Origin of the sequence: Thiorhodococcus drewsii AZ1 (assembly GCF_000224065.1) — a bacterium.
In the GTDB taxonomy this organism is placed as follows: Bacteria; Pseudomonadota; Gammaproteobacteria; order Chromatiales; family Chromatiaceae; genus Imhoffiella; species Imhoffiella drewsii.
The window spans coordinates 127,762-143,701 of the sequence record NZ_AFWT01000004.1 but is presented as its reverse complement, the minus strand read 5'-3'; the positions used below and the strand labels follow the sequence as shown (position 1 = coordinate 143,701).

Genomic DNA, 15,940 nt, shown 5'->3' with positions numbered 1-15,940 from the left:
TGCTTAGTTTTATGGTAGGACGGCAGCGTGGTCAACGAAATCGAATCAGAGCCGCTGCGCCAGCGGCTTCTGGACGGTGAGGATGTGCTCCTGGTGGACATTCGCACCCCGGCAGAGATGGCGCAGGGCGTCATTCCCGGCGCCCTACAGATGCCGATGCATCTGATTCCAGTACGGATGAACGAATTGCCGAAGGATCGGGATGTGGTGCTTTATTGCCGCAGTGGTGCCCGCTCATATCAGGCGTGCTCTTTCATGATGCAACAAGGCTACGGTCGGGTTTTGAACTTGCGTGGCGGCGTCATTGCCTGGGCGCGCCATGGCTATCCGATCGTGGATGCCGCCTGATGCTGCGCTGTGCGAGATAGCTGTAGGATCGCCCAGGGTGTAGCTTGTTTTTTCTATGGTTGTACCCTATAAAATCAATTATTGTGTCTACTGATATTCTAAAACAACAGATCTCGACCGGAGGTATTTCATGGCAGATTTCGACCAAGAACTCGACGCGAGCGGCCTCAACTGTCCGCTGCCGATCCTGCGCGCCAAGAAGACCCTGAACGCCATGGCGAGCAGTCAGGTGCTGCACGTGATCGCGACCGATCCAGGCTCGGTCAAGGATTTCGACGCCTTCGCCAAGCAGACCGGCAACGAACTCGTCGAGTCCAAGGAGGACAGCGGCAAGTTCCACTTCCTCATCAAGAAGTCCTGATCGTCCAGAGTCCTCGCGCAATCGATCTTTCTTTTTCCGATCAAACATGACTTCGCGAGCTCGCTGAGCCCGCGAGGAGGACTCGATGGAACAGAAAAAACTGGCGATTATCGCCACTAAGGGCTCTTTGGATTGGGCCTATCCCCCGTTCATTCTGGCCTCGACCGCAGCCGCGTTGGGGTATGAGGTGCAGATTTTCTTCACCTTCTACGGTCTGCAACTGCTTAAGAAGAAGCTGGCCCTGGAGGTCACCCCGCTTGGCAACCCGGGCATGCCCATGCCGATGGGGATGGATAAGTGGTTCCCCGTGCTGGGTCTGACCCTGCCTGGCATGCAGGGCATGATGACCTCCATGATGAAGAAGAAGATGCAGAGCAAGGGCGTGGCCAGTGTCGATGAACTGCGCGATCTGTGTCAGGAGGCGGAGGTCAAGCTCATCGCCTGCCAGATGACGGTCGATCTGTTCGACCTGAATACGGCCGATTTCATCGACGGTGTCGAGTACGCGGGGGCTGCGGCCTTCTTCGAGTTCGCCGGCGAGAGCGATATCTGCCTCTATATCTAACCCTCTAGCCCGATCGGGCGCGATCGGACTGAACCCTACGCCGCCGTTTCGGCGGCGTTTTCGTTAGGGAAGCTGGATCTTCAGACGGTCCGTTGAACCGCAACGCGCGCCAAGAGCGCAGGGGATTTCAACGCCTTGTCCCAATGTCGAGGCTCGCTGTCCGGGTGAAGCAGGCCGTTGTCTTCTGTGTGTGCGTTGCGGTTTTACTTCCTGGATTTAGGTCGATCGATTGCGACCCCCGCGCGGGCCATGGAGGGTTCGTCTCCTTAGGCTCCCTGTCTTCGCGTTATGATGGGGTTCGATTCAACACGACAGTTCGCCGTTCATCATCACCACTATGACAAGCCCGACCCCAACCGGGGCTGCCCTCTTTCTCGATGTGCTCACCGACCTTGGCGTCGACTACCTGTTTGGGCACACCGGTGGGGCTGTGATCCCCATCCACGTCGAAATCAACAAGCGTCTGCGTCGCGGCGAACGCGTTCCCACATTCGTGTTCTGTCGGCAGGAAGGCGGCGCGGGGCACGCGGCCGAAGGCTATGCCAGGGTGAGCGGTCGAGTTGGTGTCGTTCTGGTCACCTCCGGCCCGGGCGCGACCAACCTGGCGACGCCTATCGCCGACGCCCACAAGGATTCGCTGCCCACCCTCTTCATCACCGGCCAGGTTCCGAGCGCGGCCATCGGCTCCGATGCCTTCCAAGAGGTGGATACCGTCGGAATGACGCGACCCATCTCCAAGCACAATTATCTGGTTAAGGACGTGGGCGACCTGGAATGGGTGTTGCGCGAGGCCTATGACCTGGCGATCCATGGGCGTCCGGGGCCCGTGGTGGTGGACATCTGCAAGGACGTCCAGCTGGCGCTCGCCGGACAGAGGAACGCGTCGCGCTCCCGTCATTGCGAGGAGGTGCCGTTCGATGCGGCGCGCGCCAACGCCATTTTGGAGGCGATCGCACGCGCCGAGCGTCCGGTCGTCAAGGCGGGTGGCGGCGTGATCCATGCCAATGCGACCGAGGCCCTGCGGCGTTTCGCCGAGCGTTTCGATGTCCCCGTCACCACCACCTTCAACGCGCTCGGCGCTATGGCGTTCGAGGCGCCGCATAATCTCGGGATGCCGGGAATGCACGGCACCATCCCGGCCAACTATGCACTGCGCGACGCGGATCTCATCCTCTCGCTCGGCGGGCGTTTCGACGACCGGGTGGCGGTGCGCGGGTTTGCGGATGGCAAGCGTATCGCACACGTCGACATCGATCCGTCCGAGATCGACAAGACCATCTCGACCGATCTCTATCTGGTGGCGGGGCTCGATGCCTTCCTGGCGCATGCCCTGGCCTCGCAAGGTACCGCGACCCATCCGGACTGGATGGCCCGTGTCGCGGCCTGGCGCCAGCAGATGCCCAAACCCTATGTGCGCTCGGAGTTTATCAAACCGCAGGAGGCGATCGAGATCATCTCCGAGTTGACGCAGGGTGACGCCGTCGTGGCCACGGGGGTCGGACAGCATCAGATGTGGTCCGCCCAGTATTACCGCTTCCGGCGTCCCCGTCAGTGGGTCAGCTCGGGCGGGCTCGGCACCATGGGGTTCGGCTTGCCGGCCGCCGTGGGGGCCTGGTACGCCGACCCGACCCGCCCGGTGGTGTTGATCGACGGCGACGGCAGCTTTCAGATGAATATCCAGGAACTGGGCACGGTCGTTGCCAATCGCATCCCGCTCAAGATGTTCGTCCTCAACAACAGCTTCCTTGGCATGGTGCGTCAGTGGGAGGACATGATGGACGGCGGCCATCATTACGAGACCTGTCTGGCCCGCAACATCGACTGCGATCCGGACTGCATCGACCTGGATCAGGGTTGCAGGCGTCAAATCCCCAATCTCACCGGACTCAAATACGTCTATCCTCGTCTCAAAACCCTGCGCATCAAGGATCCGTCCTCGCTGCGCGAGGGGATCGCCAGTGCGCTCGCCGAGCCAGGTCCCGTGCTGGTCGATATCTGGATTGACAAGGCCGAGAACGTCGTTCCCATGGTGCCTCCCGGTCATGGTCTAGATCAGATGGTCGAGTCCTGATCCGACTCGGGGAGTCGTCTCGGTCAGGTTCCGTCCCGCTCCCGGCGCCCCCGTGATGAACGCTGGGCGCCGGGGCGGGGTCTCGCTCGCCCGGTTGTCGAGTCGACTCTCTATGCGGATCAAGGCCAGGCTGATACTGATCGGACTGTTGCGCTGGGGGATGATGGTCGCCGAGCGGCGCCGACTCTTCAGCGCGGCAAGCGCGCTCGACTGGCGTTTTCCTCTATTATTTCCTTTTTCCGATGCTTTGCCTTGAGGTAATCAATCAGGCTAATGTTGCGCCCGTGCCGACATGACCTGACATTGCTTCGATTCCGCACGATCAATCCTGCCATACCTCACTGAGACAAGTCCCTCGCTGTCCGGGGGAAACGGAGGTCGAGACGATGACTGAACGCTTGGATGTGGGCGGCCTGAAGGTCGCAAAAGCCCTCTACGATCTGGTCAAGGATGAGATCGCACCCGGGACCGGAGTGGACCCGGACACCTTCTGGGCGTCCTTCGGCGACATGGTTCGCGAACTCGCGCCGCGCAACCGCGCGCTGCTGGAGCGACGCAACGCGATTCAGGCCCAGATCGATGCCTGGCACCGCGAACATCCGGAACGCCCGATCTCGCTCGACGCCTATCGCGCCTTCCTGGTCGAGATCGGCTATCTGGTTCCCGAGGGTCCGGATTTCTCGGTTTCCACGAGCAACGTGGATCCCGAGATCGCCCAAATCGCCGGTCCCCAGTTGGTGGTGCCGGTCAGCAATGCCCGCTATGCGCTGAACGCGGCCAATGCCCGCTGGGGCAGCCTCTACGATGCACTCTACGGCACCGACGCCATTGCGGAGGATGAGGGGCTGGAGCGGACTGCCGAGCTCAATCCACGTCGAGCGGCGGCCGTGGTGGCGCGCGCTGCGGCCTTCCTGGACGAGGTGGTGCCGCTGAATCGAGGCTCCCATGCCGATGCCTGCGGTTACGGTCTGGGCAACGGCAAGCTGGTGGTGCAGCTTCCGGATAACAGCGAGACCATGCTCAAGGCGCCTGAGCAATTCGTCGGCTATCGTGGCAATCCGGACCGGCTCGACGCCGTTCTGCTGGTCAATAACGAACTGCATATCGAGCTGCGCATCGACCGCGAGCATCCGATCGGAAAAGACAGCGCGGCCGGCATCGCCGACATCCAGGTCGAGTCCGCGATCACCAGTATCCAGGATTGCGAGGATTCGGTCGCTGCCGTCGACACCGAGGACAAGGTCGGGGTCTATCGCAACTGGTTGGGTCTGATGAAGGGCGATCTCACGGCGTCCTTCAGCAAGGGCGGTCGCATGCTGGAGCGTACGTTGGAGCCCGATCGGGTCTATTCGCGTATCGGGGTCGGTAGCCTCACCCTGCCGGGTCGTTCGCTCATGCTGGTGCGCAACGTGGGCCATCTCATGACCACCGATGCGGTGCTCGACGCCGAGGGCAACGAGATCCCCGAGGGCATGCTCGACGGCATGGTCACCGCCTTCTGCGCATTGCATGACGTCCATCCCGAATTCGGCGCGCGGCGCAACTCGCGCTCGGGCAGCGTCTATATCGTCAAGCCCAAGATGCACGGTCCGGAGGAGGTCCAGTTCGCGGTCGACCTGTTCGGACGCATCGAGGATGCCCTCGGCCTGGCCCGTAATACGCTCAAGATCGGGATCATGGACGAGGAGCGCCGCACCACGGTCAATCTCAAAGAATGCATCCGCATCGCTCGAGACCGGATCATCTTCATCAATACCGGCTTCCTCGACCGCACCGGCGACGAGATCCACACCGACATGGAGGCCGGACCGGTGCTGCGTAAGGGTGCCATGAAGGGTGCCACCTGGCTGGTCGCCTACGAGGACTGGAACGTGGACACGGGTCTGGCCTGCGGGCTGCCCGGCCACGCCCAGATCGGCAAGGGCATGTGGACCATGCCGGACGAGATGGCCGCCATGCTGGAGGCCAAGATCGGCCACCCCCGATCTGGGGCCAACTGCGCCTGGGTGCCTTCGCCGACGGCGGCGACCCTGCACGCGTTGCATTATCACCAGGTCGATGTGTCAGCGGTTCAGACCGAATTGGCCAAGGGGGGGCGTCGCGCCACCTTGGACGACATCCTCCAGATTCCGCTGGATCCGGAGTGTGCCTGGACGTCCGAGGAGATCCAGGAGGAGTTGGACAACAACTGTCAGGGTATCCTCGGTTACGTGGTGCGCTGGATCGATCAGGGTGTCGGTTGCTCCAAGGTGCCCGACGTCGCCAACGTGGGCCTGATGGAGGACCGCGCTACGCTGCGCATTTCCAGCCAGCACATCGCCAACTGGCTGAGACACGGGGTCGTCGACGAGGAACAGGTGATGGAATCCTTGCATCGGATGGCGGCGGTCGTCGACGCGCAGAACGCCGGCGATCCGCTCTATCGGCCGATGGCCCCCGGCTTTGACGGCATCGCCTTCCAGGCCGCCCGCGATCTGATCTTCAAGGGTTGCGAGGTCCCGAACGGCTATACCGAGCCGACGCTGCACGCCATGCGCAGACGTTTCAAGGCCGAGGTCGGCTGACGGGCTCAAGGGTCGATCGTGTCCGTCGCTCAGAGGGCCTGTCCGGTGGGCGGCGGCGCGATAAAACCACGCGGATCTCTAGGCTTTGCGCGCTGAATCGGTTTGCCTATAATCGCGCGCATCATTAGAAATCATCGATATAGCTGGAGACGGAACATGCCCACGTACGATTATCGCTGCGACAGCAACGACCGCGTGATCGAGGTCAGCCATCGGATGAGCGAGAGCCTTTCCACCTGGGGCGAGCTCTGTGCTCGCGTCGGCATGGAGACGGGCGATACGCCTGCGGACGCCCCGGTCCATCGTTTGGCGACCGGCGGCAACGTCATTTCGAGTTCGAGTCTCGGTAGCGGTATGGCGCCGGCCTGTCCCTCCGGTTCCTGCTGCTCCGGCGGCATGTGCGGATTGAACTGAGTCCAGTTCAGTCCCTTTCGAACGGCGGTGCATCCTGGGGGTGCGCCGCTGTTTTGCGTTTTAAGGCCAGCCGCCAGCCGCCAGCTTTCAGCTTTTGGTGTCCTTTCCATTGCCCGCGCCAGCGAAGATCCGGTAGGCCGGATTGCCCGTCTCTTCCCAGTAGGGATAGCCGAGGTCGTCGAGCGAGCGGAGAAAATCGTTCTGCTCGGCGGGCGGGATCTGGGCGCCCATGAGTACCCGGCCATAGGCTGCGCCGTGGTTGCGGTAATGGAAGAGGCTGATATTCCAGCGCTTGCCGAGCGCGGTCAGGAAGTTCAGCAGGGCACCGGGGCGCTCGGGAAACTCGAAGCGCACCAGCGTCTCCTGGTCGATGTCGGGGGCGTGTCCGCCGACCATGAAGCGGATGTGCTGCTTCGCGGTCTCGTTGTCGGTCATATCGACCACCTTGAAGTCCTTTTCCAGGAAGCGGGCGATCAGCTCGGCGCGCTCCTCGCTCCCTCGGCTCAGCTCGACCCCCACGAACACTTGCGCCCTGCGTGCGTCGGCATAGCGATAGTTGAACTCGGTGATCTGGCGTTTGCCCAGGGTGCGGCAAAAGGCGAGGAAGCTCCCGGGGCGTTCCGGGATCTCGACGGCCAGCAGTGCCTCACGGTGTTCGCCCAATTCGGCGCGTTCGGCGACGTGACGCAGTCGATCGAAATTGATGTTGGCACCGCTCTCGATGGCGACCAAGTGCGCGCCTTGGGTGCCGTTGGTCTCGATCCAGCGTTTTAGGCCAGCGACCGCCAGTGCCCCGGCGGGCTCGGCGATGCCGCGGGTGTCGTCGAAGATGTCCTTGATGGCGGCGCAGATCTCGTCCGTGCTCACCAGAACCACCTCGTCGACCCGCTTGCGGGCGACGCGGAAGCATTCCTCTCCGATCAGTCGCACCGCAACCCCGTCGGCGAACAGCCCGACCTGTGGTAGCTCGACGCGTTTGCCGGCCGCCAAGGCGTCATGCAGCGTCGGCGCCTCGGCCGGTTCGACTCCAATGATCTTGACCTGCGGATACATCCATTTGACGTAGGCCGCGATACCGGAGATCAGTCCGCCGCCACCGACGGGTACGAAGATGGCGTGCGGTGGTTCGGGATGCTGGCGCAGGATCTCCATGCCGATGGTGCCCTGGCCGGCGATCACGTCCGGGTCGTCGAAGGGATGCAGGAAGGTCAGACCTTTTTCTTCGACCAGGGTCATGGCGTGGGCGTAGGCCTCGTCGTAGGAGTCCCCGTGCAGCACGGCCTTGCCACCGAAGGCGCGCACCGAGCGCACCTTGATCGCCGGCGTGGTGCGTGGCATGACGATGGTGGCCTGAACGCCCAGTCGGCTGGCGCCGAGTGCGACACCCTGCGCGTGGTTGCCGGCGCTGGCGGCGATCACGCCCTTGGCGCGCACCTCCGGATCCAGATGAATGAGCTTGTTGTAGGCCCCGCGCAATTTGAACGAAAAGACCGGTTGCAGGTCCTCCCGTTTGAGGAAGACCTCGTTGCCGAGACGGCTGGAGAGCTGAGGGGCGCGAGTCAGGGGTGTTTCGTGGGCGACGTCGTAGACGCGGGCCTTGAGGATGCGTTCGATATAGGAGTCGGGCATGGGGAATCTCGGTACTGCCGGGGGATGACCGAATGTTACAGGATTGGACGTCGAGACAAGGTTCGCGGCTGTATTTCGTGTTCGCGGTTCTCGCTCGAACCCTTCGATGTCGTCACATCTTTCGTCGGGGACCCGAATCCGTCCTTGGACCTTGGGCAGTCGGTCACCATGTCAGTGTATGAGTGATTCGCTCTGGTTTCGTCGTCGCTCCATTGCGGGGCGCCTTAGAACCAGTATCGAGAAAAAGGATCCTAGTGGAATCGGCACGCCGAGGCCGGTTCGACAGGCGCCAGGAATCGTCCTGGTGCGGCTTTCGACGCTGGATGCACCGCAAGGGTGCGGGCGAGATTTTCCGCCAACATGAGGTTGCCTTATCTGTGGGGGGCCGTCATGGGTGGCGAGGATGCTACATCCGGGCGCGCTCAAGTGGCGCGATTTTTGCGGAAATCTGCATGTCTGATCCTCTCTCACTGCCGCCCCACATTTGGCGGGTGCGCAAGGTGATCGACTCTGGATCGGGCACGCATCATCAGCTTCCGAGTGAGGTAACGTCTATGTCGATCTTCGAACGCTATCAGGCACGTTTTGAGGCCTCCCGCGAGGAGGTGATGAGCCTGCACGAGTATCTGGAACTCTGCAAAGCGGACCCGAGCGCCTACGCGGGTCCGGCCGAGCGTCTGCTGATGGCGATCGGCGAGCCGGTATCGATCGATACGCGCGACGACCCCCGTCTGAGTCGTATTTTTCAAAATAAGGTGTTGCGTCGTTATCCCGCCTTCTCCGAGTTCTACGGTATGGAGGAGTCGATCGAGCACCTTGTGTCTTATCTGCGACATGCTGCGCAGGGATTGGAAGAGAAAAAGCAGATTCTCTATCTGCTTGGTCCGGTGGGTGGCGGCAAGTCCTCCCTGGCCGAGAAGCTCAAGGAGTTGATGCAGGAGAAACCCTTCTATGCCATTCACGGCTCGCCGGTCTTCGAGTCGCCGCTGAGTCTCTTCTCGCCGGAGGAGGATGGCGCCATCCTCGAAGAGGACTATGGGATTCCGCGCCGCTCTCTGCGCACCATCATGTCGCCCTGGGCCGTGAAGCGGCTTCAGGAGTTCAATGGCGATATCACCCGTTTCAAGGTGGTCAAGCTCTATCCCTCGATTTTGGAGCAGGTCGCCATCGCCAAGACCGAGCCGGGCGACGAGAACAATCAGGATATCTCCGCGCTGGTCGGCAAGGTCGATATCCGCCAGCTCGAGCGCTTCGCCCAGAATGACGCGGACGCCTACAGCTACTCGGGCGCGCTCTGCCGGGCCAATCAGGGCTTGATGGAGTTCGTCGAGATGTTCAAGGCGCCGATCAAGGTGCTGCACCCCTTGCTGACGGCGACTCAGGAAGGGAACTACAACGGCACCGAGGGGCTCTCGGCCCTGCCGTTCCAGGGCATTATCCTGGCGCACTCCAACGAGTCGGAGTGGCAGAGCTTTCGCAACAACAAGAACAACGAGGCCTTCCTCGACCGCGTCTTCATCGTCAAGGTGCCCTATTGCCTGCGTGTCAGCGAGGAGGTGCAGATCTACGAGAAGCTGTTGCGAAACAGCTCGCTCGCCGAGGCGCCCTGCGCACCGGGGACCCTCGAAATGATGGCCCAGTTCTCGACCCTGACGCGCCTCAAGGAACCCGAGAACTCCAGCATCTTCTCCAAGATGCGCGTCTACAACGGAGAGAACCTCAAGGACACGGACCCCAAGGCCAAGTCGGTTCAGGAATACCACGATTACGCGGGCGTCGACGAGGGCATGTCGGGTATTTCGACTCGCTTCGCCTTCAAGATCCTCTCGCAGGTGTTCAACTTCGATCACGCCGAGGTCGCCGCCAACCCGGTGCATCTGCTCTACGTGCTGGAGCGCCAGATCGCCCGCGAGCAACTCCCGCCCGAGACCCAGGAGCGTTATCTGGGATTCCTCAAGCAGTATCTCTCTCCGCGTTACGCCGAGTTCATCGGCAAGGAGTTGCAGACGGCCTATCTGGAATCCTACGCCGAGTACGGTCAGAACATCTTCGACCGCTACGTGACCTACGCCGACTACTGGATCCAGGATCAGGAATATCGGGATCCGGATACCGGTGAGATGATGAACCGCTCCACCCTCAACGAGGAACTGGAGAAGATCGAGAAGCCTGCCGGCATCTCCAACCCCAAGGATTTCCGCAACGAGATCGTCAACTTTGTGCTGCGCGCCCGCGCTAACAACGGCGGAGCGAATCCGAAGTGGACCAGCTACGAAAAGCTGCGCGTGGTGATCGAGAAGAAGATGTTCTCCAACACGGAGGATCTGCTGCCGGTCATTTCCTTCAACGCCAAGGCGTCGGTGGACGAGCAGAAGAAGCACGACCAGTTCGTCGACCGCATGACCGACAAGGGCTATACGCCCAAGCAGGTTCGGCTTCTGTCCGAGTGGTATCTGCGGGTCAGAAAGTCGCAGTGATTCGTCACGGGCGCGCGGGCTGGGTGCGAGAGCGTCCGGCTCGGGGTGCCCAGAGACAGCGAATCGATCCGAGTGTTGTCGGCCGATCGCCGGCGGCTCCTCGGGCGATCGAACCGCCTAGACGCAGAGAACGCATCCCCTATGTCACATTTCATCGATCGGCGCCTGAACGGCAGGAACAAGAGCACGGTCAATCGCCAGCGTTTCCTCAAGCGCTACAAGACCCAGCTCAAGCGGGCCGTTGCCGATGCGGTCAACAAACGGAGCATCACCGACATCGATTCGGGCGAGAAGGTCGGCATTCCCTCCCGTGACATCTCCGAGCCGGTCTTTCACCACGGTAAGGGTGGCGTGCGCGACATGGTCCACCCCGGGAACAGGGAGTTCATGCGCGGCGACAAGATCCGCCGTCCCGAGGGCGGAAGCGGCGAGGGTTCCGGTCAGGGCAAGGCGGGGAAGGGAGGCACCGGCGAGGACGACTTCGTCTTCGAGTTGTCGCGCGAGGAATTTCTCGACCTGCTCTTCGATGACCTGGAACTGCCCAATCTGGTGCGCAACCAGCTGATCGGCACCACCGAGTTCAAGACGGTTCGCGCCGGCTACGCGACCCAGGGCGCGCCGACCAACATCGACGTGGTGCGCTCGCTCAAGGGCGCCATCGCGCGTCGCACGGCACTCGGCGCGCCGTCACGGGCACGTATCCGCGAGTTGGAGGAGGAGATCGAGGGTCTGCTGGCCACGGGTATCGGCGAGGACGATATCCAGGTTCGCGAGCGGCGCGAGGAGATCGACCGGCTCAAGACCCGCATTGCCGCGCTGCCCTTCATCGACACCTTCGATCTGCGCTATCAGAGCTTCGTCAAGCAGCCCGAGCCGACCAGCAAGGCGGTGATGCTCTGCATCATGGATGTTTCTGGATCCATGGATCAGGTCCGCAAGAACTTGGCCAAGCGTTTCTTCATCCTGCTCTATCTGTTCCTGCAGCGAAATTACGACAAGATCGAGGTCGTCTTCATCCGCCATCACACCATCGCTCAGGAGGTGGACGAGCAGGAGTTCTTCTATTCGCGCGAGACGGGCGGGACCGTGGTGTCGAGCGCGCTGAATCTGGCCTACGAGGTTGTGAGTGAACGCTACGATCCGAGCGTCTGGAACATCTACGCCGCACAGGCATCGGACGGCGACAACTGGGATTCGGATTCCGGGGTCTGCCGCGACATCCTGATGCAGCAGATCATGCCGTTGATGCGCTACTACGCCTATGTCGAGATTACGCCGCGTCAGCATCAGAGCCTCTGGTATGCCTATCAGGAGGTGATGGCGGCCCATGCCCACTTCGCGATGCAGCAGATCGACGGCACCGACGATATCTATCCCGTGTTCCGGGAGCTCTTCAAGAGGCAGGATGTATGACCAAGCGACTCATCACCGATTCCTCCGAGTGGTCGTTCCCGCTGCTTGAGCGTTTCGACCGCGAGATCGCCGAACGTGCCCATAACGTCTATGGCCTGGATACCTATGCCAACCAAGTCGAGGTCATCAGCTCAGAGCAGATGATCGACGCCTATTCCTCGGTCGGGCTGCCCATCTATTACCAGCACTGGTCGTTCGGCAAGCAGTTCGTCGCCACCGAGCAGACCTATCGGCGCGGGCAGATGGGGCTCGCCTACGAGATCGTCATCAACTCCGACCCCTGCATCGCCTATCTGATGGAGGAGAACAGCCTGCCGATGCAGGCCCTGGTGATCGCCCACGCCAGTTACGGTCACAACAGCTTCTTCAAGGGCAACTATCTGTTTCGTACCTGGACCAGCGCCGATGCCATCATCGACTATCTGGTGTTCGCGCGGAAATATATCGCCCAGTGCGAAGAGCGTTACGGGCATGAGGAGGTCGAGCTGTTGCTCGATTCCTGTCACGCGCTCATGAACCACGGCGTCGACCGCTACAAGCGCCCGGCGCCGCTCAGCATGGCCGAGGAGCAGCGGCGGCAGCTCGAGCGCGAGACCTATCTCCAGTATCAGGTCAACGATCTCTGGCGGACCCTGCCGCGTCAGGAGGGCTCCGCCGAGGAGGGCGGCGAGATACGCTGGCCCGAGGAGCCGCAGGAAAACCTGCTCTATTTCATCGAGAAGAACGCCCCGCTGCTCGAACCCTGGCAGCGCGAGGTGGTGCGGATCGTGCGCAAGATCGGTCAGTATTTCTATCCGCAACGCCAAACCCAGGTGATGAATGAAGGTTGGGCTACGTTCTGGCACTACACACTCCTGAACCATCTCTACGACGACGGTCTCGTCAGCGATGGGTTCATGATGGAGTTCCTGCAATCCCATACCAGCGTGGTGCTGCAGCCGCCGTTCGATGCGCCCTATTACAACGGCATCAACCCTTATGCGCTCGGCTTTGCCATGATGCGCGATATCCGTCGTATCTGCGAGAGCCCGACCGAAGAGGATCGTTACTGGTTCCCGGACTTCGCCGGTGGCGACTGGAAGAAGGTGCTGGACTTCGCCATGCGCAACTTCAAGGACGAGAGCTTCATCGCCCAATTTCTTTCGCCGACACTGATGCGCGACTTTCACCTTTTCGCCATCTGCGATGACGATCGCGAGGAGCATCTGAATGTGACGGCGATTCATGAGGAACAGGGCTATCGAGCACTGCGCCAGGCACTGGCCGAGCAGTACAACCTCGGTACCCGTGAGCCCAATATCCAAGTCTTCAGCGTCGACCGGCGCGGCGATCGTTCCATGACGCTGCGCCATTTCACCCACAACCGGCGTCCGTTGGGCGATTCGGTCGAGGAGATGCTGCGCCATATCCGCCGGCTTTGGGGGTTCGCGGTCCGGCTGGAGAGCGTCGACGAGCAGGGGCGTGTTCAGTTGGTCGGAGAGGCGATCTGATCAGGTGCCGTCCAGTCGCCGTTGCCGGTTATGTGTCGAGGTCCATTCTGTTGTGAACACATCTCGGGTAAAATCCACAGTCTGACGATCGTTTGACTCCCCATCAGAGAGCGGCCGATGAAAGTGCGTGTCTATCTGCGGTTCGTCTGCTTTTGCCTGGCGCTTACGCCGGCTTTGGCCTCTTCGAATGATCTTCTAACCAACACCCTGCGTGCCCTGAAAGACAGCCGCACGGCCGCGCTGTCCGGTGTTCCCTTGCTTTCCGGGCGTCTTCTGGCCGATTTTTACGCCCAGCGCGACGATGCCTTCGTCTGGACCGATCCGGCGCGCGTTCGTGCCCTCCTGGCGTTAATCGAGGCATCCGAGTCCGATGGCTTCTCGCCGAGCGATTTCCACGCCGAAACGCTGAAGGCCATGAGCGCGGGCGGGGCGTTGACCGCATCGGGCGAATCCGAGCGGATCGCTATGGATATCCTGCTCAGCGACGCGCTGCTGCGCTACGTCCATCACACCCGCTATGGCAAGGTCGACCCGGTGATCCTAGATCCCAAATGGAACGATCGACCTCCGGTGTCTGCCGATAAGCTCATCGCCGAGATGTCCGGTGCCCTGGACGCCGAGTCCATGAGCACCTTTCTGGCATCCCGTATCCAAGAGCCCTTTTGGTATCGCGATCTCAAGCAATCGCTCGCCAGCTATCTGGCCAAGGCGCATCTGAAGGATCTTTCGTCGCTACCCGGCGGAAGGCTCCTGGCCCAAGGGGACCGCGACCCCCGGGTCGGCATGGTGCGCGAGCGTTTGCGTCTGCTCGGCGCCGATAGCCTGGCCGATCCACTCGATCCCACTCGGTTCGACGCGGATCTGCGTCAGGCCGTGATGGATTTCCAGCGTCGCCAGGGGCTATCGCACGACGGTGTTGTGGGGCCGGCTACGATCGCGGCGCTGAATAGCCCGTTTGACGAGCAGAAGCTGAACCAGATGCGTATCAACCTGGAGCGCATGCGCTGGCTCTATCAGGACCTGCCGGCGGATTATCTCTTCGTCGACGTCGCCGACTATCAGGTACGGCTGATTCGTGCTGGTGAGATCCTCTGGACGACCCGCGTCGTCGTCGGCACGCCCGATGCGCAGACGCCCATGTTCCGAGATTCCATGGAACACCTCGTCTTCAATCCGACCTGGACCGTGCCGGTGTCCATTCAGAAGGCCATGGGACGGGTCTCGGCCCGCTATACGCTGGTCGACCGTCGCACTGGGCACAAGGTTTCCGGGGGGAATGCGAGCAACTACAAACGCTATCGCGTCGTGCAGCAGCCGGGTCCGAAGAACGCGCTGGGAAGGGTCAAGTTCATGTTTCCCAACCGTCATGCGGTTTATCTCCACGACACGCCGAGCAAGTCGCTGTTCGGACGCTCGCGGCGCGCGCTCAGCCATGGCTGCGTGCGCGTCGAGAATCCGGAGCATCTGGCCGAACTCGTGCTACAAGGCTCGTCTTGGGATCGTGCCGCGATCGACCGCGTCATCGGGGCCAAGCGCACCCGTTACGTCAATCTCGACCAGGAGCTGCCCGTCCTTCTCTACTACCTCACGGCCTACGCGGACGCGTCGGGCGTGCATTTCCGCCCGGATGTCTATGGACGCGATCAGGCCTTGCGTGACGCCTTCCTCGGTGGTCCCTCGCTCAATGTCCGCATCGTCTTTCCCGAGCCCGCCGACGACAGCAAGGTGCCTTCCGTGAATCCATCCGATGGTGAGGATGATGCGTCTCCGAATGGTGTTCGACTGACCCGTTCGGGGGATTGACCCAAGTGGGAGGCCTGGCCCGAGCGTGCCTCCTGTCCACATCGCGCTTCGCACACCGGAATAATCGATATTCCAGTGGGCTAGACGCGATATGTATGAACGAATCTTCATCTCCGCGACGGCGAGTTTTGGCTGGTTCAGGTCCACATTGCCGGTTAGAATGCCGCCCTTGCCAACATCCGAGGGGGCCTTGCTAGGCGCCTGAACACCAAATGACACGTGGAGAAAGCGTTTTGGTCAAACGACGCATCTGGATCACACCCTTTTTGCTGTTCTGCTCGCTGCTGCCGTTCGCCCCGGCCAACGCGATGGTGGCTCAAGGCGTTGCCTCCTACTACGGGGAACGATTCAACGGGCGTCAAACCGCCAGTGGCGAGCGATTCAACATGAATGCGCTGACGGCGGCCCACAAGACCCTCAAATTCGGAACCCGTCTCATAGTTACCAATAAGACCAATGGGCGCTCCGTCGAGGTGACCGTCAACGATCGTGGTCCCTACGTTCGCGGTCGAACCATCGACCTGTCCAAGGCCGCCGCGCGAAAGCTTGGCATGCTGGGGCGTGGCGTCGCTCCGGTCGAGCTGAAAATCCTCAATGACGACACAGCCAAGACTCCCTCCCGCTCCGCCCTCACGGTCGCGGCCGCACAGCAGATCATGATCGATCTCTTCTGATCCGATTGCGCATGGGCGGAAGCCGATCCGTCCATCCGCAATCCGATAGCCCTGCCAGACCTGTCTGTGATCGAGCGGCGTAGGGCGCAATAGCGCAGCGTATTGCGCCGAAAGGAAGTGGGTGCCGAGGT

Annotated in this window: 13 protein-coding genes; 12 read left to right on the top strand and 1 reads right to left on the bottom strand. The window is 61.5% G+C overall.

Annotation, left to right across the window (positions count from 1 at the left end):
- Positions 1-27: 27 nt before the first annotated feature.
- The 7 genes from THIDRDRAFT_RS04060 (at position 28) to THIDRDRAFT_RS04035 (ending at position 6,323) form a co-directional block, all read left to right on the top strand.
- Positions 28-348 (top strand): rhd_2599 family sulfurtransferase, encoded by a 321-nt coding sequence (locus tag THIDRDRAFT_RS04060; protein ID WP_007039535.1) that lies wholly within the window; start codon positions 28-30, stop codon positions 346-348.
- 130 nt (positions 349-478) lie between these two features.
- Positions 479-709, top strand: a complete 231-nt coding sequence (locus THIDRDRAFT_RS04055) for a sulfurtransferase TusA family protein (RefSeq protein WP_007039534.1) — start codon at positions 479-481, stop codon at positions 707-709.
- A gap of 85 nt (positions 710-794) precedes the next feature.
- The gene (gene dsrE2 / locus THIDRDRAFT_RS04050; protein WP_007039533.1) at positions 795-1,274 is read left to right on the top strand and encodes a sulfur carrier protein DsrE2; all 480 of its coding nucleotides are present in this window, start codon (positions 795-797) and stop codon (positions 1,272-1,274) included.
- Between the two features lie 337 nt (positions 1,275-1,611).
- Positions 1,612-3,345 (top strand): biosynthetic-type acetolactate synthase large subunit, encoded by a 1,734-nt coding sequence (gene ilvB, locus THIDRDRAFT_RS04045; protein WP_007039532.1) that lies wholly within the window; start codon positions 1,612-1,614, stop codon positions 3,343-3,345.
- 55 nt (positions 3,346-3,400) lie between these two features.
- Positions 3,401-3,601, top strand: a complete 201-nt coding sequence (locus THIDRDRAFT_RS25460) for a hypothetical protein (RefSeq protein ID WP_139058611.1) — start codon at positions 3,401-3,403, stop codon at positions 3,599-3,601.
- 130 nt (positions 3,602-3,731) lie between these two features.
- Complete coding sequence (locus THIDRDRAFT_RS04040; RefSeq protein ID WP_007039531.1) at positions 3,732-5,909, top strand: malate synthase G; 2,178 nt, start codon at positions 3,732-3,734, stop codon at positions 5,907-5,909.
- Between the two features lie 156 nt (positions 5,910-6,065).
- Positions 6,066-6,323, top strand: coding sequence for an FmdB family zinc ribbon protein (locus tag THIDRDRAFT_RS04035; RefSeq protein WP_007039530.1), 258 nt, complete (start codon positions 6,066-6,068; stop codon positions 6,321-6,323).
- 87 nt (positions 6,324-6,410) lie between these two features.
- Here the strand turns inward: THIDRDRAFT_RS04035 and ilvA are convergent, their stop codons facing one another.
- Positions 6,411-7,952, bottom strand: coding sequence for a threonine ammonia-lyase, biosynthetic (ilvA, locus tag THIDRDRAFT_RS04030; protein ID WP_007039529.1), 1,542 nt, complete (start codon positions 7,950-7,952; stop codon positions 6,411-6,413).
- Positions 7,953-8,506: 554 nt separating this feature from the next.
- Between ilvA and THIDRDRAFT_RS04025 the strand changes: the two genes are divergently transcribed.
- From THIDRDRAFT_RS04025 to THIDRDRAFT_RS04005, 5 genes are all read left to right on the top strand, one after another.
- Positions 8,507-10,429: a PrkA family serine protein kinase gene (locus THIDRDRAFT_RS04025; RefSeq protein WP_007039528.1), complete on the top strand. Its 1,923-nt coding sequence runs from the start codon at positions 8,507-8,509 to the stop codon at positions 10,427-10,429.
- Between the two features lie 141 nt (positions 10,430-10,570).
- Entirely contained in the window at positions 10,571-11,842 is a 1,272-nt protein-coding gene (locus THIDRDRAFT_RS04020) for a YeaH/YhbH family protein (protein ID WP_007039527.1), read from the top strand.
- A complete protein-coding gene (locus THIDRDRAFT_RS04015; RefSeq protein ID WP_007039526.1) occupies positions 11,839-13,332 on the top strand; it encodes a SpoVR family protein in 1,494 nt (497 codons plus the stop codon). Before THIDRDRAFT_RS04020 ends, THIDRDRAFT_RS04015 begins: the two co-directional genes overlap by 4 nt.
- A 117-nt stretch (positions 13,333-13,449) precedes the next feature.
- Positions 13,450-15,135 (top strand): L,D-transpeptidase family protein, encoded by a 1,686-nt coding sequence (locus THIDRDRAFT_RS04010; protein WP_007039525.1) that lies wholly within the window; start codon positions 13,450-13,452, stop codon positions 15,133-15,135.
- Between the two features lie 212 nt (positions 15,136-15,347).
- Entirely contained in the window at positions 15,348-15,809 is a 462-nt protein-coding gene (locus tag THIDRDRAFT_RS04005) for a septal ring lytic transglycosylase RlpA family protein (RefSeq protein ID WP_083827429.1), read from the top strand.
- Positions 15,810-15,940: the final 131 nt, after the last annotated feature.

What these genes read in the sequence shown, in the direction of transcription:
- ilvB (WP_007039532.1), top strand. Translation starts at nt 1,612, where the DNA reads ATGACAAGCCCGACCCCAACCGGGGCTGCCCTCTTTCTCGATGTGCTC.
- THIDRDRAFT_RS04010 (WP_007039525.1), top strand. Translation starts at nt 13,450, where the DNA reads ATGAAAGTGCGTGTCTATCTGCGGTTCGTCTGCTTTTGCCTGGCGCTT.
- THIDRDRAFT_RS04035 (WP_007039530.1), top strand. Translation starts at nt 6,066, where the DNA reads ATGCCCACGTACGATTATCGCTGCGACAGCAACGACCGCGTGATCGAG.
- THIDRDRAFT_RS04040 (WP_007039531.1), top strand. Translation starts at nt 3,732, where the DNA reads ATGACTGAACGCTTGGATGTGGGCGGCCTGAAGGTCGCAAAAGCCCTC.
- THIDRDRAFT_RS04025 (WP_007039528.1), top strand. Translation starts at nt 8,507, where the DNA reads ATGTCGATCTTCGAACGCTATCAGGCACGTTTTGAGGCCTCCCGCGAG.
- THIDRDRAFT_RS04055 (WP_007039534.1), top strand. Translation starts at nt 479, where the DNA reads ATGGCAGATTTCGACCAAGAACTCGACGCGAGCGGCCTCAACTGTCCG.
- THIDRDRAFT_RS04015 (WP_007039526.1), top strand. Translation starts at nt 11,839, where the DNA reads ATGACCAAGCGACTCATCACCGATTCCTCCGAGTGGTCGTTCCCGCTG.
- dsrE2 (WP_007039533.1), top strand. Translation starts at nt 795, where the DNA reads ATGGAACAGAAAAAACTGGCGATTATCGCCACTAAGGGCTCTTTGGAT.
- THIDRDRAFT_RS25460 (WP_139058611.1), top strand. Translation starts at nt 3,401, where the DNA reads ATGAACGCTGGGCGCCGGGGCGGGGTCTCGCTCGCCCGGTTGTCGAGT.
- ilvA (WP_007039529.1), bottom strand. Translation starts at nt 7,952, where the DNA reads ATGCCCGACTCCTATATCGAACGCATCCTCAAGGCCCGCGTCTACGAC.
- THIDRDRAFT_RS04005 (WP_083827429.1), top strand. Translation starts at nt 15,348, where the DNA reads ATGACACGTGGAGAAAGCGTTTTGGTCAAACGACGCATCTGGATCACA.
- THIDRDRAFT_RS04020 (WP_007039527.1), top strand. Translation starts at nt 10,571, where the DNA reads ATGTCACATTTCATCGATCGGCGCCTGAACGGCAGGAACAAGAGCACG.